The 22,755-nt window shown below is 45.8% G+C and carries 23 protein-coding genes; 3 read left to right on the top strand and 20 right to left on the bottom strand.

What is annotated here, in order from left to right; genetic code table 11:
* Nucleotides 1–225: 225 nt before the first annotated feature.
* The 9 genes from NXH67_RS10320 to NXH67_RS10280 all read right to left on the bottom strand — a co-directional run bounded on the left by NXH67_RS10320 (nucleotide 226) and on the right by NXH67_RS10280 (nucleotide 7,855).
* The gene (locus NXH67_RS10320; RefSeq protein ID WP_272797331.1) at nucleotides 226–1,335 is read right to left on the bottom strand and encodes a serine hydrolase; all 1,110 of its coding nucleotides are present in this window, start codon (nucleotides 1,333–1,335) and stop codon (nucleotides 226–228) included.
* An 11-nt stretch (nucleotides 1,336–1,346) separates the two neighbouring features.
* Nucleotides 1,347–2,093 (bottom strand): nucleoside/nucleotide kinase family protein, encoded by a 747-nt coding sequence (locus tag NXH67_RS10315; protein WP_272797330.1) that lies wholly within the window; start codon nucleotides 2,091–2,093, stop codon nucleotides 1,347–1,349.
* A 3-nt stretch (nucleotides 2,094–2,096) separates the two neighbouring features.
* Nucleotides 2,097–3,356: a sensor histidine kinase gene (locus NXH67_RS10310; RefSeq protein WP_272797329.1), complete on the bottom strand. Its 1,260-nt coding sequence runs from the start codon at nucleotides 3,354–3,356 to the stop codon at nucleotides 2,097–2,099.
* Nucleotides 3,353–4,039: a response regulator transcription factor gene (locus NXH67_RS10305; RefSeq protein WP_022776797.1), complete on the bottom strand. Its 687-nt coding sequence runs from the start codon at nucleotides 4,037–4,039 to the stop codon at nucleotides 3,353–3,355. The genes NXH67_RS10310 and NXH67_RS10305 overlap by 4 nt, the downstream gene beginning before the upstream one ends.
* Entirely contained in the window at nucleotides 4,039–4,599 is a 561-nt protein-coding gene (locus NXH67_RS10300; RefSeq protein WP_272797328.1) for a UBA/TS-N domain protein, read from the bottom strand. The genes NXH67_RS10305 and NXH67_RS10300 overlap by 1 nt, the downstream gene beginning before the upstream one ends.
* Nucleotides 4,600–4,730: 131 nt before the next feature.
* Nucleotides 4,731–5,531 carry an NUDIX domain-containing protein gene (locus NXH67_RS10295; RefSeq protein WP_022776799.1) on the bottom strand — a complete coding sequence of 267 codons (801 nt, stop codon included), beginning with the start codon at nucleotides 5,529–5,531 and terminating at the stop codon, nucleotides 4,731–4,733.
* Nucleotides 5,532–5,543: 12 nt separating this feature from the next.
* The gene (locus NXH67_RS10290) at nucleotides 5,544–6,590 is read right to left on the bottom strand and encodes a M42 family metallopeptidase (protein ID WP_022776800.1); all 1,047 of its coding nucleotides are present in this window, start codon (nucleotides 6,588–6,590) and stop codon (nucleotides 5,544–5,546) included.
* Nucleotides 6,591–6,617: 27 nt separating this feature from the next.
* Nucleotides 6,618–7,154 carry a histidine phosphatase family protein gene (locus NXH67_RS10285; protein ID WP_026668486.1) on the bottom strand — a complete coding sequence of 179 codons (537 nt, stop codon included), beginning with the start codon at nucleotides 7,152–7,154 and terminating at the stop codon, nucleotides 6,618–6,620.
* Nucleotides 7,155–7,294: 140 nt separating this feature from the next.
* Nucleotides 7,295–7,855 (bottom strand): CAP domain-containing protein, encoded by a 561-nt coding sequence (locus tag NXH67_RS10280; protein WP_272797327.1) that lies wholly within the window; start codon nucleotides 7,853–7,855, stop codon nucleotides 7,295–7,297.
* Nucleotides 7,856–8,128: 273 nt separating this feature from the next.
* Between NXH67_RS10280 and NXH67_RS10275 the strand changes: the two genes are divergently transcribed.
* Both NXH67_RS10275 and NXH67_RS10270 read left to right on the top strand, forming a co-directional pair.
* Entirely contained in the window at nucleotides 8,129–9,160 is a 1,032-nt protein-coding gene (locus NXH67_RS10275; protein ID WP_272797326.1) for a CPBP family intramembrane glutamic endopeptidase, read from the top strand.
* Nucleotides 9,160–10,476, top strand: a complete 1,317-nt coding sequence (locus NXH67_RS10270; protein ID WP_272797325.1) for a DNA polymerase Y family protein — start codon at nucleotides 9,160–9,162, stop codon at nucleotides 10,474–10,476. Before NXH67_RS10275 ends, NXH67_RS10270 begins: the two co-directional genes overlap by 1 nt.
* Here the strand turns inward: NXH67_RS10270 and NXH67_RS10265 are convergent.
* Nucleotides 10,462–11,445 (bottom strand): RluA family pseudouridine synthase, encoded by a 984-nt coding sequence (locus tag NXH67_RS10265; protein ID WP_272797324.1) that lies wholly within the window; start codon nucleotides 11,443–11,445, stop codon nucleotides 10,462–10,464. The two genes, NXH67_RS10270 and NXH67_RS10265, sit on opposite strands and share 15 nt — an antisense overlap.
* Before the next feature lie 23 nt (nucleotides 11,446–11,468).
* A complete protein-coding gene (locus NXH67_RS10260; protein ID WP_272797323.1) occupies nucleotides 11,469–12,239 on the bottom strand; it encodes a response regulator in 771 nt (256 codons plus the stop codon).
* A gap of 166 nt (nucleotides 12,240–12,405) precedes the next feature.
* Between NXH67_RS10260 and NXH67_RS10255 the strand changes: the two genes are divergently transcribed.
* A complete protein-coding gene (locus NXH67_RS10255) occupies nucleotides 12,406–13,797 on the top strand; it encodes a PhoH family protein (protein ID WP_022776807.1) in 1,392 nt (463 codons plus the stop codon).
* A 147-nt stretch (nucleotides 13,798–13,944) separates the two neighbouring features.
* Here NXH67_RS10255 and NXH67_RS10250 read toward each other — a convergent pair whose 3' ends face one another.
* From NXH67_RS10250 to NXH67_RS10210, 9 genes are all read right to left on the bottom strand, one after another.
* Nucleotides 13,945–14,736 (bottom strand): ABC transporter permease subunit, encoded by a 792-nt coding sequence (locus tag NXH67_RS10250; RefSeq protein WP_022776808.1) that lies wholly within the window; start codon nucleotides 14,734–14,736, stop codon nucleotides 13,945–13,947.
* Entirely contained in the window at nucleotides 14,733–15,572 is an 840-nt protein-coding gene (locus tag NXH67_RS10245; RefSeq protein WP_272797322.1) for an ABC transporter ATP-binding protein, read from the bottom strand. Before NXH67_RS10245 ends, NXH67_RS10250 begins: the two co-directional genes overlap by 4 nt.
* A gap of 97 nt (nucleotides 15,573–15,669) precedes the next feature.
* Nucleotides 15,670–16,152, bottom strand: coding sequence for a DUF3021 family protein (locus NXH67_RS10240; protein WP_272797321.1), 483 nt, complete (start codon nucleotides 16,150–16,152; stop codon nucleotides 15,670–15,672).
* Complete coding sequence (locus NXH67_RS10235; RefSeq protein WP_022776811.1) at nucleotides 16,149–16,592, bottom strand: LytTR family DNA-binding domain-containing protein; 444 nt, start codon at nucleotides 16,590–16,592, stop codon at nucleotides 16,149–16,151. Before NXH67_RS10235 ends, NXH67_RS10240 begins: the two co-directional genes overlap by 4 nt.
* Entirely contained in the window at nucleotides 16,589–17,422 is an 834-nt protein-coding gene (locus tag NXH67_RS10230) for a TIM barrel protein (RefSeq protein WP_272797320.1), read from the bottom strand. The genes NXH67_RS10235 and NXH67_RS10230 overlap by 4 nt, the downstream gene beginning before the upstream one ends.
* Nucleotides 17,423–17,529: 107 nt before the next feature.
* On the bottom strand, nucleotides 17,530–18,204 hold the full coding sequence (locus tag NXH67_RS10225) for a helix-turn-helix domain-containing protein (protein ID WP_272797319.1): 675 nt from the start codon (nucleotides 18,202–18,204) through the stop codon (nucleotides 17,530–17,532).
* A 70-nt stretch (nucleotides 18,205–18,274) separates the two neighbouring features.
* On the bottom strand, nucleotides 18,275–18,868 hold the full coding sequence (locus NXH67_RS10220; protein ID WP_022776814.1) for an anthranilate synthase component II: 594 nt from the start codon (nucleotides 18,866–18,868) through the stop codon (nucleotides 18,275–18,277).
* Between the two features lie 3 nt (nucleotides 18,869–18,871).
* Nucleotides 18,872–20,365, bottom strand: coding sequence for an anthranilate synthase component I (gene trpE / locus NXH67_RS10215; protein ID WP_272797318.1), 1,494 nt, complete (start codon nucleotides 20,363–20,365; stop codon nucleotides 18,872–18,874).
* Between the two features lie 452 nt (nucleotides 20,366–20,817).
* Nucleotides 20,818–22,698: a cellulase family glycosylhydrolase gene (locus tag NXH67_RS10210; RefSeq protein WP_272797317.1), complete on the bottom strand. Its 1,881-nt coding sequence runs from the start codon at nucleotides 22,696–22,698 to the stop codon at nucleotides 20,818–20,820.
* Nucleotides 22,699–22,755 lie beyond the last annotated feature (57 nt).

Genomic DNA, 22,755 nt, shown 5'->3' with positions numbered 1-22,755 from the left:
ATAGAGGAAATATATTATGAACAACTTTAGTGTTAACCCTAATAATCTGAAAGACCACGCCTCTCTGTTAGCCAGTGGCTCAGATAAATTAAAAACTGCATCTGCTGAAATACTATGGTAATGGAGATCCTGAAAAAGGTATGAAAGAGATAAAAAGAAGAATTCCTTAAATTTCTTGAAGATGGGAGGTCCAAACACTGATGGATAAAGATAAAAAAGAACTACTTATAGGTATCGATGTATTTCTGTGGATTCTGTCTGATCCACGCCGGGATCCTTATTTGTCATCACGACTGAAATCTCTCCTGTCACAGTGTTTAGTTTTAGCATACTCTGTCCGTTTTCGCCCCATCCTTGCGATAACAGGATGTCTCCTTCACTCAGGAATAAACCAAGGCCCACCTGGGAAAAGTTCTCAGTGGGTCTTATCATTTCCAGTGCAGATTCCCTGCTAAGGAACGTACTCCGGCCATTTATTGCTTCGAAGAATTCTTTGGCTATCGTCATCAGTTCCTCGGGCGTACTCCATAACTCTGAGGTATGGTTAAGGATCGATCTTATTGTGGCGTCGCTTTCTTCTCCGTCTTTTGTACGAAGCTTCCACTGATGAAGATAGCGATTGACGGGTTCATCTATATTTAGCAGCTCCTGCTCCTGAAGCTTCATAACCGTTATTGCCGTAATAAACTTTGATATCGAGCACGCAGGAAAAACGGTATTCCTATCTACTGCAACACCGTTTTCCTTATCGGCAACTCCAGTGTATTTCAAGATTTCTCTTCCAGCCGCATCCCTATATGCACAGCTTACTCCCGGGAAGCGTTCATACATCTGTCCTTTAATGCTGTCAGGGCCGCTCTCCATATACTCCTTAAGGGCTATATATTCCCGCTGATATGAACCTCTTTTTTCCTCGCTTATATCAGCATAAGACTCATGTTTTGAGAACAGTTCCAGCGCATCTTGTAAAGGTATCCATTCCGGCTGTACTCCGCGGCGTATTTCAGCTTCGGTAAGGTTCATATGCCCTTTTCCCGTTACTTCGCAAGCAAAGCAGCAGCCCGAATAGCAGTATTCCTCGTAATATTCCTTCATGAAAACAACCGGTCTTATGACGCGGACAAGTACCCCTGTTTCTTCCTCGACCTCGCGGATAACGCACTCCTCGAAGGTCTCGCCTTCTTCCTGGCCGCCGCCCGGAAGCAGCCACCAGCCTGAATTTAATTCATGAGTAAGGAGGATATTTCCATCCTGTACGATAATCGCGCGAGCCCCGTCTCGCGTCTTCGAAAATGTCTCAAATCGATTCGCCCCCAATATTTCTACAGTTTTCATACCAAGCTCTCCTAATTTTTAATCGAGTATTCCCCACTTTCATCAATTGCCAGTGTCATATCTGCTGTCATAGAATCATTAAGGCAGATGCGGACATTGGCCATATCACTGTAATCTACGAATTCCGTAGCCTTCTCAAGGCTGTTGCCACTCTTGGCCTTCCTGTCAATAAGTCTGTTTCTGAGGAATTCTTCGCCTGCAGTGATCATGATCGTATAGTCAGCAAATTCTTTGAGTTTTCTCCAGCCATCTTCATCAAGAAGAAGATAGTTTCCTTCAAGAATCACTATATCTCCGGTAACCATTATGGCGTCCTCCACCGGATTGTGAAGGTGCCTGTCATAGGATGGCCAGCCGCAGTTTTCTCCTGCGGCAACTGTTTTTACTGCTTCAGTCAGCTTATCAATATCGAAGGTCACCGGGGCTCCTTTAATCTCCACCATCTTAATGGTCTTACCATCACGCTCTGTGGTGTGGGACAGTAGATACTCCTGTCTTCTGTGGAATCCGTCCATACCAATTGCCTGAACCTTACACAGTTCAACCCGCTCCTTAGACAGTTCCTCCAGAAAGCTGCAGAGAGTGCTTTTACCTGCACCGGGAGGTGCTGCCAGCATGACTAAGACCCTTGAGCCTTTTTCTTTCTGCAATGCAGTAAGGTGTTCAAGTAGAGGCAAAAATATGTTATTTATTGATTCTTGGCTGTAGCTTGCCCTGACATCGATGCCGTTTATGTTCTTATCAAATATTCTGTCCATGTTTTAATTACTTTCTGCTTCATTATTTTCTGCTTTTTCAAATGACACAGTGATCCTTGTTCCAATGCCCTGTCTTGAAAGGACCTCCACGGTTCCTTTGTGGGCGTCTATGATCCATTTTGCAATGGATAGCCCCAGACCCGAGCCGCCGGTGGATGAATTTCTGGCCTTGTCGGATCTGTAGAAGCGCTCAAATATGTGGCTCAGTTCTTCACCTGCAATACCAATACCTTCGTCCTGAACTATATAAACAACCCTGTCATCAGCCTTTTTAACAGTAAGCTTGATGGTATCGCCCTTGGCGGAATACTTGGCTGCATTCTGGACAAATATTCGTATGGACTGTTTGATCATGGCAAGGTCGCCACTTATGCAGCAGCCCTCATTTTCCTCAATATCGTACTTGTGATCGGGGTCTATCATGGAGGATTCTTCCCACACTTCCCTCATCACCAGGGACAGATCAATCTTCTCCATAGACAGCTTCTGACGTCCATTATCTCCTCTTGCAAGAAACAATAGCTGGTCGATGAGCTCCTTCATATTCTCGGACTCATTCTTGATGGCAGCGATGGATTCCTCCAGAACAGCGGGATCATCCTTGCCCCAGCGGTCCAGCATATTGGCATAGCCCTGGATAACCTGTATTGGAGTTCGAAGCTCATGGGAAGCGTCGTCAACAAATCTTGCCTGCTGCATCCTCGCTTCCTGCATCCTGTAAAGGAGACTGTTAAGAGCAGCTTCTATGCTGGCAAGATCCTCATCTCCCGTAGAGATCCTGGCTCCGTTCTTATCAGCCGGGACCTTCAAAATAGCTTCTTCCAGTTCCTCGAACTTAGTAGTATCAAGAGGTACCTCACTTATGGCCTCTGCCTGCATTGCCAGCTCGTTAAGGGGCTTAAGTTTGCGTCTGATCCTGCCGGTATGGGTAAGGGAAAAAAGAAGATTCAGAAGCTGATAGGCTATAACAGCAGTCAGGACTACTCCTGTAAAATAGACATATTCCTTCATGGGAAAGCTATAGGTTCCAATATCAGTAAAAAGATTGAGAACAACGTCCCTGTAGCTCTCACCGCTTATAGTAAAACTCCTGACATATTCATCCTCCGGAATGGTCTTAAAGCTGTTGTACCCAAATAGTCCAAAGGAAACCAGAAGTATAAGAAGATCCAAAGTAAAAAAAGCTTTCAGTTTGTTAAACCAGAAAGCTGTATTTATACCTCTTGCAATGGATGAAGTTCGTTTGCTTATATTGTTATTCATAGGCTGCCTTCTTTTATAACATATCCGACACCTCTGACTGTCTGGATAAGGCTGATGCCGTATTTGTCATCAATTTTGGTGCGAAGATGTCTGATATAAACATCTACCACATTGGTTTCACCGTCATAATCATAGCCCCAGATCTCGTTTATAAGACGCTCTCTGTCAAGGACTATGTTGCAATTCTCCATAAGAATCCTGAGAAGTTCAAACTCATAGTTGGTAAGTTCCACCGGGTTGCCGTCTGCGGTGACTTCATGTCTGTCCATATCCAGAGTCACATTGTTAATAGACAGCTTCCTGGTGGCTACCTGTGAGCCCGCGCCCTTTCTTTTGAGAGCTACACGGATCCTTGCCAGTAGCTCTTCGATAGCGAAGGGTTTGGTAATATAGTCGTCTGCTCCGGCATCAAGGCCCGATACCTTATCCATGACTGCATCTCTTGCAGTCACAAGGATAACAGGAGTATCCTTCTGAGCTCTTATTCTCCTAAGAACCTCAAAACCATTGATGCCCGGCAGCATTACGTCCAAGAGTATCAGATCATAATCGTTTGAAAGCGCCAGTTCCAGACCACCTCTGCCCTCATCAGCCTTATCGACGATATAGCCCTCATGCTTAAGTTCAAGTTCCTCAAAACGTGCCAGCTGCGCTTCATCTTCTACGATCAATATTTTACTCATTAGTTCTCTTCATCATCCTTTTTATTAAATTCATTTTTGATATTCTCAGCGGTCTGAGATGCCTTGTCGCAAACATCGTTAGCGTCAACGACCACCTTGTCATCCCCTATAAAATTATAGGTAAATCCAAAGAACAGACCTATAATCAGCAGTGGAAGTGTTACCCAGAAGAATCCAAGAAGAAGTATTACAAGTACAAGAACCGGAACAGCTGCAAGCTTCTGACCGTCCTTATTTACACAGAACTGAATCTCAATGCTCTTCTCAAACAGTATCTTGATGAAGTTTCCAAGCTTCCTGCAGCCTTCCTTGAAACCATTACTGTTGCAGTCCTTCTCATACTGCTTCTGTGCGATCTCGAACTTCTTGACATTCTCCATGTCCTTACTTGCTCCGGCTGTATATGTGCCTTCATTAGGAGCAGTAACCTTGCCCTGACGCTCCAGCTCGATCATTGCATCCAGAATGTCGTAATTGCACTCTTCCAGAACCTTTTTGGCATCCTCATAGGATACGCCTGTCTTCTCTCTGAGCTTTTCAACCTTTTCAAAATTTTCCATTTCATTTACCTTCCTTTCAGATAATCATTTGTTGTTTGTTTCATTTGATATCTGAAATGATACACAGCCTAGATTAATATAAGATTTTTGAAAGATTAAAATCAGATTAAAATCGCATTAATGATTGGCTTTTATTCTCTGTAGCGGTATTCTGTCGAAAGCTTATTCTTTGTTCTGGATTTGATCTTGCTGCCTGTGGGCTCAATCTTTGGTGTTACCATGGCACGGAAATTGGTTTTGTACAGGCTTTTTCCCAGAACAAGCTCATACAGAGCCTGAAGGTCCGGCAGTGTAAAGGTATCTCCCACCATGTTAAAGGCAAGATCCGTGTGCTCGAAGGATGCCCTGAGTTTAAGGAAGGACTCAACTATGATCTCTATGTGGTCAAAAGCCAGCTCGTCCTTGGTAACAGGGGTAGCGACCCAGTTCTCATAGGAGAGCTTGCCGTTTTTGAAGGTGGTATTGGTTATGTCATAGCATATGCTTACACCTTCATCACTGTTTTCCAACTTAATGCAGGAATCCTCGATTCTGATATCGAACCATACTGCCTTGGATAAAGCGATCTTCACAGGCACAAGGGCAAGATAAGCAATGCTCATTACCCAGGTCCTGGGGTCTCTGCCGGGCTTGGTAAAAGTATATATCTGATCAAGATATACATCCTCAAGACCGGTCTCCTCCTTGAGCTTTCTGGCTGCTGCCTGGTAGGCGGTCTCATCCTTCATGATAAATCCGCCGGGCAGAGCATAGCAGTCAAGGTATGGGTGTTCTTCTCTTTTTACAAGAAGGACCTTGAGGCCGCTGAAGCTCTCATTTACGCTCAGCACCAGAATGTCCGTGGTTACCGAGGGCTTATCATATATGGCATCAGTATATTGTTTAAGGAACTCTTTTTCCGTAAGGTTGTTTGAGTCTCTCTTAGCAGGCATATGTGTCTCCCTTTACAGTGCGTACTGGATCAAAAGTCTAAGAACATTCTCGGCTCCGTCCCTGTGGCTCCTCTCATAGCCGTGAGAAGCATAGACACCTGCGCCGATAAGTCCATGCTTTAAGTCTACACCTGATCTTAAGGTTGCTTCAACATCGCTTCCGTAGTGAGGATAGATGTCAACTGCGTAATCAGTGCCGCTCTCTTTGGCTGCAGCGATAAGTCCCTGAACTACGGGGTAGCTGTAAGGGCCTCCGCTATCCTTGGCACAGATGGAAACCTGCTTCTCTGTGCAGGTAAGGCCGTCGCCAACACATCCCATGTCCACAGAAATAGCCTCAGTGCACCCTTCCGGAACGCAGCCGGAGCCGCCGTGACCAACTTCTTCAAAAACAGTGATATGAGCATACAGCGCTCTCTTAGGAGTAATCTTCTTTTCCTTGATATATTTGGCAAGGCCAAGAAGGATGCCTACGCTGAGCTTGTCATCAAGGAATCTGGACTTGATATAGCCTTTTTCCGTCACTCTTACATTGGGTTCAAAGCATACGATATCTCCAACGGAGATTCCAAGCTTCTCTGTGTCCTTCCTGTTCTTAACATCCTCATCCAGAACTACTTCGCAGTTCTCCCAGGTTCTCTTGGTCTCATCATATTTGCCGTTAACATGGATAGAAGCGTTATTGAGCTGGAAGGTTCCCTCGTAGATACCGTCAAACTTGGTCACAACCCTTACGTTCTCAGTCTCTGCATTGTTGGGGTTCATACCTCCGAGATTGGTGAGCTGAAGCCTTCCGTTCTCCTTGATTGTTGCCACCATTCCGCCGAGAGTATCAGTGTGGGCCTCAAGTAACAGTCCGTTCTTCTTGTCCTTACCGGTGAGGTCAACAATGACGCCGCCTTTATTTGTAATAGTTGCCTTAAAGCCAAGCTTCTCGAACTCTTTCTTAACCCAGGCAGCAGCTTCCTCTGTATAGCCTGTAGGGGAATCGATGTTTAAGAGCTCTGTGGTCTCTTTTACGATAAAATCTGTGTATTTCTTAAGTGTAAGTTTCTTCATAATGTCACCGCCTTTATATTTTCTTTTTTATAAAAAGTCATATCTCTTGATCTCGCAGTTCTTAATACCGCAGGAGGAGAATTCTTCATTGGTCATCTCTCTGAAATAGGACTCAACCATCCGGGTAATGCCGTTATGGGCCACCAGGATCACCTCCCTGTCCCCGACCTTGATGTCGTCTATCAGGTTGTAGATTCTCTGGGCCAGCTGCAGCATGGATTCACCGGTGCCGAAGCGGCTGGCCATATCCTTTTTGGCCTCATGAAACTCCGCGCCGTCCCTGGGCGTTGACTCATATCTGCCAAAGTTTTGCTCAATAAGCCTTGGCTCCACCACCATAGGGATTCCCGTGATCTCGGAAATGTGCCTTGCAGTCTCCCTGGCCCTTACAAGGGGAGATGTGAGGATGACGTCTGCGGTTATGCCCAGTTCAAGGATCTTCCTGCCGGTTTCCTCGGCCTGCTTATGTCCCAATTCCGTAAGTTCTATGTCCGTGGCTCCGCATATCTTGTTCTCAACGTTCCAGACCGTCTCTCCGTGTCTGATAAAATAAAAATGATCCATGTAAAAATGACTTCCTTCTTCCTTGATTACTACAGTAATAAAATACATCCTTGTCCATTTTACCATTAAAATGCAAAAAAGCCACAGTACTCCTTTAGGAGCACTGCGGCTTCAAGTTCATATTTATTTATAGGATCAGATCAATATCCGAACTCCTGTGCCCAATACCAGCTTCCGTCACCTGTCTGGCAAATTGCTATACCAACTGTCTTGTAGCCGGCATCCATAATGTTGGCTGCATGAGTAGGTGAATTCATCCATGCTGCATATACACTGTCAGCTGACTGATAGAGCTTGGCAAGATTCTCTCCGTACTGAACATTGCTGTCTACAGTCCAGAATGCTGAACCATTGGGTCTTGTGTGTGAGAATGACTGCGTGATCTCATTGGCACGAACCTGAGCTGCATTAGTGAGAGCCTGGCTCCATGCAAGAGCGGGAAGTCCCTGAGCTGCTCTCTGCTGATTCATAAGGTTGAATACAGCTGTGCAGGCATCGGTTGCTGCCTGGCTGGATGTTGTAGTACCTGCAAGGGCGATGGCCTCATCATCGATGTAGATCTCGCCTACTCCCTCATCAAGTCCTCTTACAGCAGCCTGATCGTCAATCATCGCATCCTCATTAACTGCTCCGCAGGCGATAGTTGCAAATCCCAATACTGCGGCAAGTGCAATTGCATAAACCTTTTTTAACTTTTTCATAGTACAATCTCCTAATATCAAAACTAACGGAATACTCGATAATTTTGCCCCATATTCCTACCTAAATATTACCTTACCCCCATAGTCCAAACAATATAATAGAGATAACTTTTTTATGAAAATGAGTTAATTATTTCAAAGTATGTGTATACTTTTTGAAATTTTATTATTAAGTTAAGCTTAGTATAACAAGATGTAGTATACTAATCAGAGGTGACAACCATTATACGTTTTCGTATCACAGAATTTATTTGCTCAACAAAGGAGAAATGTATGAAAAAATTATTGTCCAAAATCCACAACGAAGGATTTCGATGGAACGACATCATTATCTTTCCGTTTTTGATGTCATATGTACTGATCTTGCTGGGACAGCTGATTGGAATTTTGCTGTTCTATATGATTTTCGGTAATCCCCACGATTACGATGGTCTTACATCAACCTTTTCAATGTATCTTCCCTTCCTTGGCATATGGTGTGTTGTGCTTCTCTACTTATTGTTCAAGCGAAACAGACCTATCTACAAGGCTCTGTGGACCCGTCCCAAGGGAAATACATTCCTTATGTTTGTGTACGGTCTTCTTATCGGAGGCGGTCTCAATGGTCTTTGCGCATTAGCTGCCTGGCTTCACAAGGATATTTTCCTCTACTACGATTCCTTCAAGCCATTGCCTCTTTTCCTTATCCTGGTGACGGTTCTTATCCAGTCCTCAGCGGAGGAGCTTATCTGCAGAGGTTTCCTGTATCAGAGACTTCGAAGAAGCTTTAAAAATCCCCTTGTTGCGATTATCGGCAACTCAGTTTTCTTCGGACTTATTCACCTTGGAAACGACGGCGTTGGCCCTCTTGCAATCCTGGATATATGTCTTTCCGGCCTTCTGTTCTCACTGATGGTTTATTACTTTGACAGTATCTGGTGCGCCTTCGCTGCCCACACAGCCTGGAATTACATGCAGAACATCATTCTGGGTCTTCCCAACAGCGGACTGGTATCCACTTTCTCCATTTTCAAGCTGGATGCCGCCACAGCTATGGACAGTGCCTTCTACAATGTAGCCTTCGGTGTTGAGGGAACTGTTTTCTCAGTAATTGAGCTGGCCATTGCCTGCCTTGTAATGTTCCTTATCGGAAGAAGACGCCAGCAAAGAGATACCCAGATCTGGCCAAAGCCTGTTGTTGCACCTGAAATGCCGCAGCAGGAAGCTGTTCCATATACTCAGCAGCAGGATAATCCTTATATTCAGCAGCAGTATAATAACATTCCAAACGATCAGAACAATCAATCCAACCAGAATAATCAATAATGCAAATTAGTTATACAGAGTACGAAAACATCATATTTCACATTGACGTCAACTCGGCTTTCCTCTCCTGGTCAGCTCTTAAAAAGCTGCAGGAGGAGCCGGGAAGCGTTGATCTGCGCACCATTCCTTCCGCCGTCGGAGGGGACGTCAAGTCCCGCCATGGTATCATCACTGCCAAATCCATTCCTGCCAAAAAATATGGAATCGTCACAGGTGAACCTGTGGTCAAGGCTCTTCAGAAGTGCCCCAAGCTGGTACTGGTTGAGTCTGATTTTGCTACCTACAAAATGTATTCACGGGCCTTTATCGAGATTCTTCACAAGTACTCTCCCGTCATTGAGCAGGTCTCCGTAGATGAGGCATATGTTGATATGACAGGAACCTACAGCCTGTACAAGGATCTGGAGACTCCGGACTGTCCTTTTCCAATCTGTGTGGCCCACAGGATCAAGGATGAAGTCAGGGATACCCTTGGCTTTACTGTTAATGTTGGAATATCCTGTAACAAACTTCTGGCAAAGATGGCCAGTGATTTTCAAAAGCCCGATAAGATCCACACTCTTTTCCCTGAGGAAATCCCGGATAAAATGTGGCCTCTTCCCATAGGTGACCTCTACGGCTGTGGCAAACAGACCGCGCAAAGGCTTATGGGCCTGGGCATCCGCACCATAGGCGATGCTGCACATGCTGATACCGAGATGCTGCTGTCAATCCTTGGTGAGAATGCGGGAAGCTACATCTATGCCAGCGCCAACGGCTACGGTTCCACCAACGTCTCCGGTTCCTACGACGATGCCAAGAGCTACTCCAATGAGACAACTCTTTCTTCGGACCTTAATTCAGACAGCTACGACAAGGACATTATTCCTGTTCTTAAATATCTGTCGGGGAAGGTTTCGGAGAGACTTAAAAAAGACCACGTATATGGCCGTACTGTCACTGTTTCGGTCAAGACAGGTAACTTCAAGCGCCACTCAGCCCAGATGCAGCTGGATAATTCAATAGATGATGCCAAGGCTATCTTTGACTGCGCTAAGGCACTGTCGGATAAACTGCTTCTTGGAACCTTTGGACTATTTGCAAAAGGAGAAGTAATAAGACTTGTGGGCGTTGGAGTAACCAAGCTTGATGACGGCTCCTACAGACAGATGAGCCTTTTTGACATGATGGAGGAAAAAAGTGATAATTCGCCCTCCATTGATACCGAGAAGATGAAAAAGCTTGATGCCATGACCGAAAAACTCACCGGCGCTTACGGAAAAGGCATTATAAAAAAAGCAAGCTCCCTTAAGCCAAAGGGCTCAAAGGAGCAATAATCCCGCCATATCTTCAGGGAGAGGTGCTTCAAACTTAAGACTCTCTCCGGATAATGGTTGTTTAAATTCTAAATGGGCCGCATGAAGTGCGGCTCTTTTCATGCCATGGTGATCTCGAATTTCTTTCCCATACAGAGAATCTCCAAGAAGGGGATGACCTATGTACTGCATATGGACCCTTATCTGATGGGTTCTGCCGGTATCGAGGTGAAGCCGAACCAGCGCATAGTCCTCAAACTGCTGCTCCACAAGGTAGTGAGTTATGGCTTCTTTCCCATCCTCTCTGACCTGGCGGATCATCCGGTCACCGGGAAGTCGTTCTATCGGAGCATTTACGGTTCCCTCTTTTTCCTCAAATACACCTGAGCACAGGGCCAGATACTCTTTTCTCCTGGACATATTTCTTGTCTGGTCTGATAAAAGAGCGGCGCTGTGTCTGTTCTTGGCAAATATAATGAGGCCCGAAGTCTCACGGTCAAGGCGCCCTATCACGCGAATAACGTGCTGCTGCCCTGTTCTGTTATAATACCCGGCAAGCCTGTTGCTGAGGGAGTCCGTGAAATGAGCATAGGACGGGTGAACAACCATGTCTCCCGGCTTATTAACCAGGATCAGGTCCTCATCCTCATAGACCACCTCTATAGGCGCATCTGAGGGGACTATCTCTGAGGCATTGTCATTATCTTCGTATATCTTGATTCGAAGGACATCTCCTTCATAAACCTTATCTATTGCTCTTGCGGGAGCAAAGTCGCCATAATCCTTGTCCTTAGGCATTTCAGGAAGAAAGGTTGTATCTTTCTTTGGATGGACTTCAGACTCTTTTATCAGGATTCCATCCTCAAACTGTTTACATCTTGCTTCTTCTCTTGCGGAGATATTAAGTACCTTACGCAGAAGCTCATGGATGGTCATTCCTGATTCTGCAGAAGTTACGGCATATTCTATTTCTCTGAAACTATCTGACACTACTATTATTTCTTCTTTCCGATTCAATTATTACTGCCAAAAAAATCAGCAATTACCTTTAGAAGCTCATCCTGCCCGATGGTCTTTTGCAAAAATCCAATGCAGTTAAGCTCATTGCTGTCCGAGACTCCGGCCAGATCTGTCCTGCCCGTAAGGAAAAATACCGGAATATCTCTGGTACTCTCATTATCATGAAGCATCTTGAGAACCTGCGGGCCGCTGACATCGGGCATCTCAAAGTCAAGAAGGATAAGATCCGCCGTATTATTCTCAAACCACTTAAAAGCCTGCTGCCCGGAGCATGCCATGGAAACCTTGTATTTTACCTTAAGCCACTGCCTGACAAGCCCCATGTAATTGGTATCGTCGTCTATGATAAGAACAGATTTCCTTGTCTCACCGGTCGTATCCCTGTTAAAAAACTCGGTTACCACCTGAATATATTCGTCATTATCCAGGGGTCTGTCAAAGACCTTGTATACTCTGTCTTTTGGAAGCTGTGAAAGCACCGGCGCTGTATCCGCAGCCTCTCCAACCAGTATAAGCTGTTTATTACCTTCTTCAAGCTTTTTTGCAAGGAATCTGATAAGTGCCTCGTCTATCACTTCGCCGGACTCCATGTAATAAGTCAGAATGCCGCACTTATCCCACTTAGCTGTGATATCTGCTTTGCTTGCAGGGACATACCCGGCTTCTATCCCACTGCTTTCCCCGCTACCTTGAATTTTCTTTACCAATACTTTGATGAAAAAGGATTCCTTGGAACCTATCATCATTACGCATTTTGGTATCATACTTCCCCTCCGAAGAACATTTTGAGAACAAATCTATTATAGCATTGTTATGTGCAGGCTATCTTATCTAAATATTCTCTTCGGCAGAAAATTTCTTTTCTTTTTTGGGAACACTATATATGGTATAATGATGTTACAAGTCATATAAATATAGGGGGATCTACGCATGAAGAAGATCTATGTTTTGGACACCAACGTTTTGATTCAGGCACCCCATGCATTGAAGTGCTTTGAGGATAACGAGGTCGTTCTTCCGCTGGTAGTATTGGAGGAGCTCGATGCCCACAAGAGAGATGAGGGCGAGCGAGGCGCCAACGTCAGGGAGGCGATCAGGATCTTGGAACAGCTCAGGGGTTCAGGGGACCTTATCAAAGGGGTCAAAATGGACAACGGTGGCTTTCTGCGGGTTGAAAAGAATTTCAAGGATGTGGAACTTCCCAAGGACTTGTCAGAATATAAGTCTGACAATCGCATACTTAAGGTCTGCAAGGGCCTTACAGATTCAAGCAAAAATAAGGTGATCCTTGTTACCAAGGACATACTTATGCGTATCAAAGCCGGTATTCTCGGCGTCAAATCAGAGGATTTTACAACACAACAGGTAGCAGACAGAACGGATCAGTACAGCGGTCGAATCGACGTGTACGCTCCCGAGGATATCTTCAAGGATTTCAAGAAAAAAGGAATTCCTGTGGATAAGGTATACTGCTGCGATGAGAACGGCAAGCAGTACACTCCCGAACTGTTTGAGAACGAGTTCGTAGTGGTAAGAGCCGACCAATCCACCAACAAAACCCAGATGGGAAGGGTCTGTGGCAGCGTCATCAAAAAGCTCGAATATGAAAAAGCCCAGCCCTATGGCGTCAAGCCAAGAAACGCCGGCCAGTACTTCCTTCAGGAAGCTCTTATGCAGCCTGCGGATGTGGCTCCTCTCGTTATCGTCAAAGGTATGGCAGGAACAGCCAAGACCTTCTACTCTCTTGCCGTGGGCCTTGAAAAAATGATCAATCGCCCCACCGGTGAGTACAGAAGAATCCTGGTGTGCAGACCCAATTCACAGTTTGATGATGACATCGGATTTTTGCCCGGTGATGAGCAGGAAAAGATCTCTCCTCTCATGAGACCCATCATCGACAACCTTGAGCAGCTCATCGACTCCAATGAGGAGGAGCGCTACAAGGATGAAAAAGAGCTTCAGGGCAAGACCGATGAAGTCTTTGAAAGAGGCATCGTTCAGTGCGAAGCCCTTAACTTCATCCGAGGCCGCTCTATTCTTAAGACCTATCTTATTATCGATGAAGCACAGAACATGACACCTACTCAGGCCAAGGGTATCATCACCAGAGCAGGTAAGGATACCAAGATCATTCTTCTTGGCGATCCTAATCAGATAGACAGACCATTCCTTGATGACAGAACCAACGGTCTTTCCTATGCCTGTGAGCATATGAAGGGAAGCCCTCTGGCCTGGCAGATCTCATTGTCAGCTTCCGAGTGCGAACGAAGCAGACTGGCGATGGATGCTATTGAGAGAATGAGGGATAAAAAAGACTTTTAAGTGAAGTCCGGAATTAGCCGATACCGGTGTCAGATGACAGAGGGACGGTTGTGAGTAGGTGGGGACGGTTCTTTGTGACTCGCTTCGTGAGTCACAAAGAACCGTCCCCACCTACTCGCAACCGTCCCTGCTATCATCCGGGCATTATTAACTTGCCAAATCTTTCTTGATATATGCAATATAAGTTGCAACAGTAACCGCTACTATCACTACAATGGCCACTGGGATGCTGTACTTAGGTGCGTCCATCCCTGCGAATATTTCCGACGCATTTGCATAGGAAAACGGCCCTATAAACAGATAATCCTTCATATCCGGAATAACTCTTCCCATAATGTCATATACATATACAACAAGCGACATTCCAAGTGCCAGGCCCATTCGGTTCTTACTTGATGTTGCGGATATCAGATATGCTATAGCTGCAACTTCCACATTCATAAGAAGCATGCTTCCCAGGAACCTGGTGAGTTCCGATATCGGCACTTCTTCTCCCAGACAGACAAATCCAAGCGCATAAAGTACAGCACAGATAACGGTAAATAAGATCAGATTAACAAGAATGGTAATCCCTTTGGCAGTTATAACCTTGCCTCTTGATACCGGCAGGGAAAAAAGGAACTCTCCCGTATGTCCGTCTTCCTCCTTGGATAGCATTGAGGATGCAAAAAATGCTGCGAACATCACGCTTCCAAGACCGTGTACGGTACCGACTTCCGTTGCGAAAAAACCGCCGATAGTTGCTATGCTTAAGGTGCTCATTCCAAAAGCATCGGAAAAGGCTCCCATCTGAGAGAAGCTATCTGCCATTTCCATCACATCGCCTTCCATACTTGTGTACATCATAATACAGATAAACCCAAGGCCTCCCACAGTCAGCGCCCAGATCAGAAGGCTCTTCAGATTTAGCCTAAATTCCTGCCCTATTATCGCTCTCATTTCGTCTCCTCCTGTCCTTCATAGAAATGCATGAACATGTCCTCCAGAGAAGGCTCCTCGATAGTCAGGTTCTCCACATGCTGTCCGCCCAGCTCTCTGATAAGGTCATTTATATCACCGTTATACATATATTCCTTTGTCTCTCCATCTGCTGTCACTTTCACGTTTTTCGCAGATGTGGCTATAAGGTTCTCAACGGTGTCCGTCTTAATAAGGTGCCCCTCCCTCATTATTGCAGCCCTGTCGCAGTATCTGCGTACCTCAGGAAGCACATGTGTGGACAGCATGCAAGTTGTCCCCTGCTCCACATACTCTTTTATCAGTTCAAAAAAAGTATTCTGCATCAGAGGGTCAAGACCGCTGGTGGGCTCATCAAAAACGAAGAGCTTGGGCCTGTGCTGCATCGCGCAAACTATAGACACCTTCTTTCTGTTGCCAAGGGACAGCTCCTTTATCTTCTTGGAGGTATCAACCTGAAGCCTTTCACAGAGCTTTGCCGCCTCCTCTCTGCAGTCCACTTTCCGCACATCCGCAGCATATTTTATAACCTCAGACACCTTCATAGCGGGGTAAAAAAGCGCCTCAGAGGGCATATATCCCACATCCCGAAGGATCCTCTCATGGTCCTTGACGATGTCCATTCCAAGGATATTTATCGATCCCGAATTGAAATTCAAAAATCCCAGCATGGATCTGATTGTAGTGGACTTTCCGGCTCCGTTTGGCCCTATGAATCCAAAGATTTCACCCTCATGAACCTCGAAAGACACGTCGGATACGCCACGCTTTTTTCCGTAGGTCTTGGTAAGATTCCTAATACTTATTACGTTTTCCATAGCACTCCTTTCCGGCAACCATCCCATCGACTCATCTTATATTTTCATCTTAGGACACAAAAAAAGCGGGAACAATACAAGTTCCCGCAAGCAGCACTTATTCGCCCCTATCCTGCACTTTTTTGTGCTCTGTCTTAAAGAGGGCCAGGTCTTCATTTAGTTTTTTATCATCAATATTTCTCTTGGTCTTGTAGATCAGAATAACACATACGTAGGTCACGATCAGGTACGCCGCAAATCCCAGCGTCACGTAAATATTCTTGTCAAACCAGCTAAACAGATATGACAGAAGGCTGTAGATAAAGGTGCATATCATAACTCCCGCCACTTCCCGGGCTCCGACGCTGTCCGCCTCATCGAAATTCCAGAGAAGGTATACCTGGGCATAACCGATGAAATAGCAGGTGAAGATCATCTCCGCCATATGAATAATGCTGGCTTCCAGGCTTCCCAAGGCAATTCTGTACATGCTGTAGAAAAAGAGAATTGCAAAAAAGTAAAGACATGCCTTGAATTCAATTCCGATTTCCTTGGTAAGATATCTCTCCCAAAGCGATACTTTCCTATTGTCCTTCTTCATGCGTTCACCCCCTTAAGAATCCTTCTAAACTCAGAAGCATAGGTTCTTGATATCAGAATATGCTCGCCGCCCTCCATGGTGGCGTCAATGCGGTTGGAGGACATGCTCCTTAGTCTCTCCACCTTTTCGATGTTGATGATCATGGACTTGCTGCACCTGAAGAACTTCACATCATTGAGCGTATCCAGCAGTCCCGCCAGGGTTCCTTCAAGCCTTACCACTTCCTTTTTGGTGTAGGCAAAAATCTTATCGTCCACGGATTCCACATACAGGATGTCGGAAGGATTAATGGATATAGTCTCCCCATCCTGCCTACCGTAGAGCTTGTCGCCGCCCCCTCTTATGGCATCAAGTATGGTACGAATTCTCTTATTTTCTTCTTTGTACCTTAGTATGACCTCATCCTCTCCCGATGAAATCCTCTGAATATCAACCCTCAACTCATTCTCCCCTTATCGCCAAGCCACTTAACTGATTTCCTAAGTGCCTCTATTGTCTTTGTTTCCAGTACGCATCTGGCATTTCTGCTCTCTGCCAGGGACAATCTGTCCTGCAGATCTATCTCTCCATCTCCAAGCGCCAAGTGATTCTTTGGAGGATTCTCTGAGCCGTCGTGGATATGGAAATGTACCAGGCGGTCTCTATGCTCAAGAATGTAAGGAACATCCTTCTCTCCGATTGCTTTGGAATGGCCTATGTCCCAGGTAAGTCCGAACTTGGGGCTCTCAAGAAGGTATTCAATGGATTTTTTCTCATAATCTCTAAATCCATCTGTGTTCTCAACTACAACAAGAATATCATCCTCTCCAATCCACTCGCTGACAAGCGTTCTGAAGGTAGCAAAGGACTTCATATAAGTATCAAAATCTCTGTCGTACATCTGAACCTTTTTATCAGGAAGGGTTATGTATATTCCATGATGCATGTGCATATTCAGAGTAAGAGGCTGCGTGCTATCGCCGTATTTATCCCTAAGCGGAAGGAGCTTCTTCATTACAGCGATGCTACTTTGCACAGTCTCAAGATAAGCTCCTGTCACAAGGCTGTTGAAATCAGCGATATTAAGATTCTCATCCAAGTGAATGGTAAAATAGATTCCTGCCTCATCGGCAAGCTTAAGGAGCCTGTCAGTATTTTCCAGCTGCTCCACCTGATATTCCGGGAAGTTCATGTTAAGCTCAATGAACTTAAGCCCCAACTCTTTGCACAGCGAAATATTATCTTCAAGTGTCTTATTTTCTATAAGTGTCGGCATTCCAAACTGTAGCATATTGTCCCCTCCTCTTTTCACACACTTATAGACTAACACAAAAAAATAAACAGACGCAAATCACACTGACTTACGCCTGTTCTACACTTATTTTTTCACAGAATATCTTACTTTCCAAAAAGCATATCCGCAACCTTCTCAAGTTCCCGTCTCTCCTGTACATCATCATAGCCTTTTTCTCTGTCATCGATTCCTTTAACCACATCAATATAGAACAGACCATGATGGTTACAGTAGAAAAAGATTCTTTTAACGCCCCGGATCTTGAACCTGGCCTCAGACCTTCCTTCCGGGTAGAGTTTAATCATCTGAAGCTCGTCTGATGATGCAGCTGCCACGAAAGAAATGTAATGTTCCTTGGTCATGCTGTGATCAATCCTGACATAATACTCGTCCTCGGAGCGCTCAATGAAGATCATATGCTTTTCATCTGAAGGCTCCGCTGTTTCCGGTGATAAAACAATCCCATGACAGCTGATGACCGCCTCTCCCATGCTGTGGATTACATTGCCGCAGACAGGACAAACATAAAATTTGGACCGCATCATGTTTGCGGAAACATTGGCGTTACTTACTGTATTCCCTGATATCAGCTCAGTGACGGATATCCTGAACACATCCGCAATGGGCTCCAAAAGAGTAATATCAGGATACCCTTTTCCCGTCTCCCACTTGGATACGGTCTTATCGGTTATTCCCAGCTTCTCTGCGAACTGAAGCTGAGTCATCTTATTCTTTTCCCGAAGCCCTCTGATAACTGCACCTGTAACATATTGGTTCATATTCACTCACCTCCATATACAGATTGTAAATCCGCTAGTATCCTCATGGTACCTACGGAAAGTAGAGTCATCATTTTTCCTGAAATGCCGTTAAGCCGCCTATTTTCAGAAAATTCCGCAACATATCGATTCCTTGCGGCGTCATGATGGACTCGGGATGAAACTGAAGTCCAAAGATCGGATACTCCTTGTGCTGTACCGCCATAACTTCACCGTCATCTGCAGTGGATATTACCTTAAGGCACTCGGGAAGCGTATCGGGAACCAGTGCCAGGGAGTGATATCTGGCAACCTTCACAGTCTTATCAAGTCCCTCAAATATCGGCGAAGTATTGTCCACCTCTGCATCTGACTGTTTGCCATGCATCAGGTGTCTGGCGTGGGATACGGTACCTCCGAAGGTCTCACAGATAGCCTGATGTCCCAGGCATACACCAAGGATCGGTATCTCTCTCCCAAGCTCTTTGACTACCTCCTCGCAGATGCCTGCATCGCAGGGCTTGCCGGGACCGGGAGAAAGAACAATGGCGGAAGGCCCCAGCTCTCTTATCTCCTCCACTGTCATGGCATCATTTCTAACTGCCTTGATGTCAGGATTGATGGTTCCTATCAGCTGATACAGGTTATAGGTAAAGCTGTCGTAGTTATCGATTATAAGTATCATGGCTCAGTCCTCCTTATCCATAAGTGTGCTGGCCTTGATGGCATTTACAACAGCCTTGGCCTTGTTAACACACTCGGTAAATTCAGTCTCGGGAACGGAATCCGCAACGATTCCGGCGCCGCTTCTTACAAATACCTTGCCGTTTTTCTTATAGGCAAGTCTGATGGCGATACAGGTATCCAAGTTACCGGTAAAATCAACGTATCCGATGGCACCGCCGTAGATTCCTCTCTTGATCCCCTCCAGCTCATCGATCAGCTGACAGGCCCTTATCTTGGGTGCTCCTGACAGCGTTCCTGCAGGAAGAACACTGTCCACCGCATCAACAGCCGTATACTTATCGGAGAGCTTGCCCTTAACGGAGGATCCAATATGCATTACATGTGAATATCTCTCAATCCCCATGTATTTCTCAACTTCAACACTTCCGAACTCACAGAGCCTTCCAAGGTCATTACGGCCAAGGTCCACCAGCATGTTATGCTCCGCCTTCTCCTTCTCATCTGCAAGAAGCTCTTTTTCCAGAGCCTGATCCTCCTCATAGGTAGTTCCTCTGGGTCTTGTTCCCGCAAGAGGGAAGGTACGAATCACGCCGTCCTCTACCTTAACCAGCGTCTCCGGGGAAGCTCCCGCTATCTCCGTATCACCGGAAAAATAGAACATGTAGGGCGAAGGGTTCGTAGTACGAAGGATACGATAGGTGTCAAACAGTGAACCTTCAAAAGCAGCCTCCATGGGATTGGACAGCACCAACTGGAAAATATCGCCATCAACAATATACTGCTTGGTCTTCCTCACCTTCTCACAATACTCCTCTTTGGAAAAAACAGGGTGGATGTCCTCAAGAAGCTTACCGGGTTCAATTCTCCCCTCCTCTCCCTTTACAATGATGTCTTCCATCTCGCCAAGCTTGTGAACAGCCTTGTCGTAGCTATGCTTAAAGACTGCTTCGTCCGCATCCACATGGGCATTGGAAATAAGCACTATCTTCTGTCTGAGATTATCAAATACAATAAGGTTCTCGAACAGCATCAGATCCATATCGCTGAAGTCATACTCATTTTGGGCCTTGAACTTAAGTGACTTCTCGGCGTACTGCATGTAATCGTAGGAAAAATAGCCAACGAGGCCGCCGGTAAAGGTAGGCATTCCCTCAAGGCGGGGAGATTTATTTTTCTCCACAAGTTCTTTCAGAAAGGCTCCGGGTGCATCGCAGTCCGACTCGGTAACCTCCCCATTTTCATCCGTTACATAGAGCTTATGTTCCTTGAGACTGATCTCCATTGTGGGATTGTAGCCAAGGAAGGAATACCTTCCCCACTGTCTTGAATCCTCCACACTCTCCAAAAGGAAGCAGTGGTCACTGACGTTCTTGAGCTTTCTCATTACCTGAACGGGAGTAGCAATATCGGAGAGGATCTCTCTTACTACGGGAATAAGCTTGTAGTCCCCTGTTCCGGCGATCTTAAGTACTTCTTCAAATGTTGTCTGGTGCATTTCATCCTCCTATTTATCTTATCCCTCTTATTTCAATAATATTTCCATTCGCGCGAGTGTGCATCCATAGCGGAGCGCTTTTTTATGAAATAAAAAAGCCCTCAGCAGAAACTGTTATAAATTTCTGCTGAGGGCGAGTAAACTAAAATCTACCCGTGGTGCCACCTCAATTTGTGATACATCACACGCTTAATAAGATACCAACATATCTCTGACCTGGTAACGGGTGTCTGCCCGTCATGAATACTTGGGAAAAAACCCTTTCACCATGCCCTCAACGGTCCATTTGCAAATCAGCTTACTATCCGGCTCTCACCTACCCGGACTCTCTGGGAGTGCTCCATCTGCTTTATCTCCGCATCATAGGTTTTGTCTGCATTTATGGACTATTATAGCTTTACCGCGTTAACCTTGTCAATTGATAAATCTTAATTATTACGTGGAAAAAATTATCATCCGCCGTAATAGGTGGTAACTGTCTCCCCCTTCTGTCCGAGAGGTACCTGGTGATCAAGACCAACGAATCTGCCGGTTCTGGAATCTGACCAAAGGGTCTTCTTCATCATGTTGTACTTCTCAGTATCCCATGTAAGCCAGTCGCCTTCAAGAAGTCCGCCGGTATCGCCGGAGTTGGGGTTGATGCACCAGAAGGTGTGGTTGATCTTGTTCTTGGCAATGAAGTCAGCCATGATGTAGAGATACTTCTCATTGCTGCCACCATCCATAAATCCGCCCCACTCACCGATAAGGAGAGGTGCGATATTCTGATCCTGGAGATAGAACCAGTTGTCATACCATACGTCAGCAAGAAGAGTCTCCTCTGAGAAATCCTTCTTGAACCAGGACTGCTCATATACAAGCGGGCCATAGTCGTGAGGTGAATATACGAGCTGGCTCTGATACTGGCCAAGATTTACAGGAAGGTCGCCTGCAAGTCTGAGGTTGCCGCCCCACCATTGTCCGTAGTACTTGAGCTGATCCTCTGATGCGTTGGGATCCTGTGTGCCGGAGTTGTAGTCATAGCCCGGTCTTGGAGTCTCCTCGATACCCTCTACCATGATAAGGAGGTTAGGGTTAACATCAAGGATAGCCTTACCGCAGCGGCTTGCTGCATATCTCCAGTTGTTCTCATCTGTTGAGTCATCCCACTTAGCGGAAACAGCTTCTGCCTGTGAGAATTTGCCGTGAGGCTCATTCTTAAGGTCGCAGGCGATGATGGTGTCATCATTCTTGTACTCATTTACAAACCATGTCCAGCCTTCTATCCAGTCTTCTGTTGTGAAGCCCTTAGGGCCATACCATACGTTGTAGTTGTGACCGGAGTTGTTGGCATCTGCGCTGTGGCAATCCATCATAACCTTGATACCGTTCTCTTTGCAAAGAGCAAGGAAAACATCAAAGATCTCTCTTGAGCCCATATCGGAGCCATCTGCTCTCTTAAGCTCGGGATTAGCATAGGTATTAACGTTAACCTTAACGTTCTTGCCTGACTTCCACTCAAAAAGAAGCTCTGTTGAGATAGGCACACGAACAAGGTTGATGCCGTGATCAGCCATGCTCTCAACTGTTGTCTTCATGTTGGCACTCCATAAGCCGTGGAATACTCTCTCTGAGCAATTAAAACCAAACCAGTTGGCGCCGGTAAGATATACTTCATGTCCGTACTTGTCATAGATCCTACCGCCCTTGGCATGAAGCCAGTCATCACCCTGAACAGCATCGCCTGTATAAGGATCGGGCTGCGGTGTAGGTGTAGGATCTGGCTCAGGTGTCGGAGTGGGATCCGGTGTTGGTGTAGGCTCCGGTTCCGGTTCAGGCTCGGGCTCCGGATCGGGCTGAGGCTGAGGCTCGGGTTCAGGCTCAGGTGTAGGGTCGGGATCAGGTGTGATCTCTCCGCTGAGATCTCCGTCCACAAGGATCTCAACCTTGTTACCTACATGGCTTGAACCCTGGATGCCGAACTCTACGGCATTACCGGATTCGATCACTGAGTTCCACTCCATGGGAGTGATGATGTAATAATTGCCGCTTTCTGTAATCTTAACGTTCCAACTGGAGTCGATTCCAACGTCGTTCTTGTTTATCTTAAGGGCCCATGATTCTGCTCTTTTGCCTGTGTCGTTCTTAACCTTGATCAGCACCTGGTAGCCTGAGCCCCAGTTGTTGATGGTATATGAAGTTGTAAGGCCTGTGGCAACAAAAGAGCTTATAGGAGCTGTATTTCCTGCTGCATAGGAACTAAGGCTGCAAAATCCGGAGCCTGTAATTACCATGGCGGCTGCCAGTGTTCCGATAAAGGCCTTTCTGTATATTGATCTCATTTTCTTGTGCATTGAGTATTTTCCTCCAGAAAAATGTAGTTACTACCCACAGCCCAAAGGCTGTGAATA

The sequence above is a fragment of the Butyrivibrio sp. DSM 10294 genome (genome assembly GCF_028539135.1).
GTDB lineage: Bacteria > Bacillota > Clostridia > Lachnospirales > Lachnospiraceae > Butyrivibrio.
Note: the sequence above shows the minus strand (reverse complement) of the source record. Positions and strands in the feature narration are given on the sequence as shown.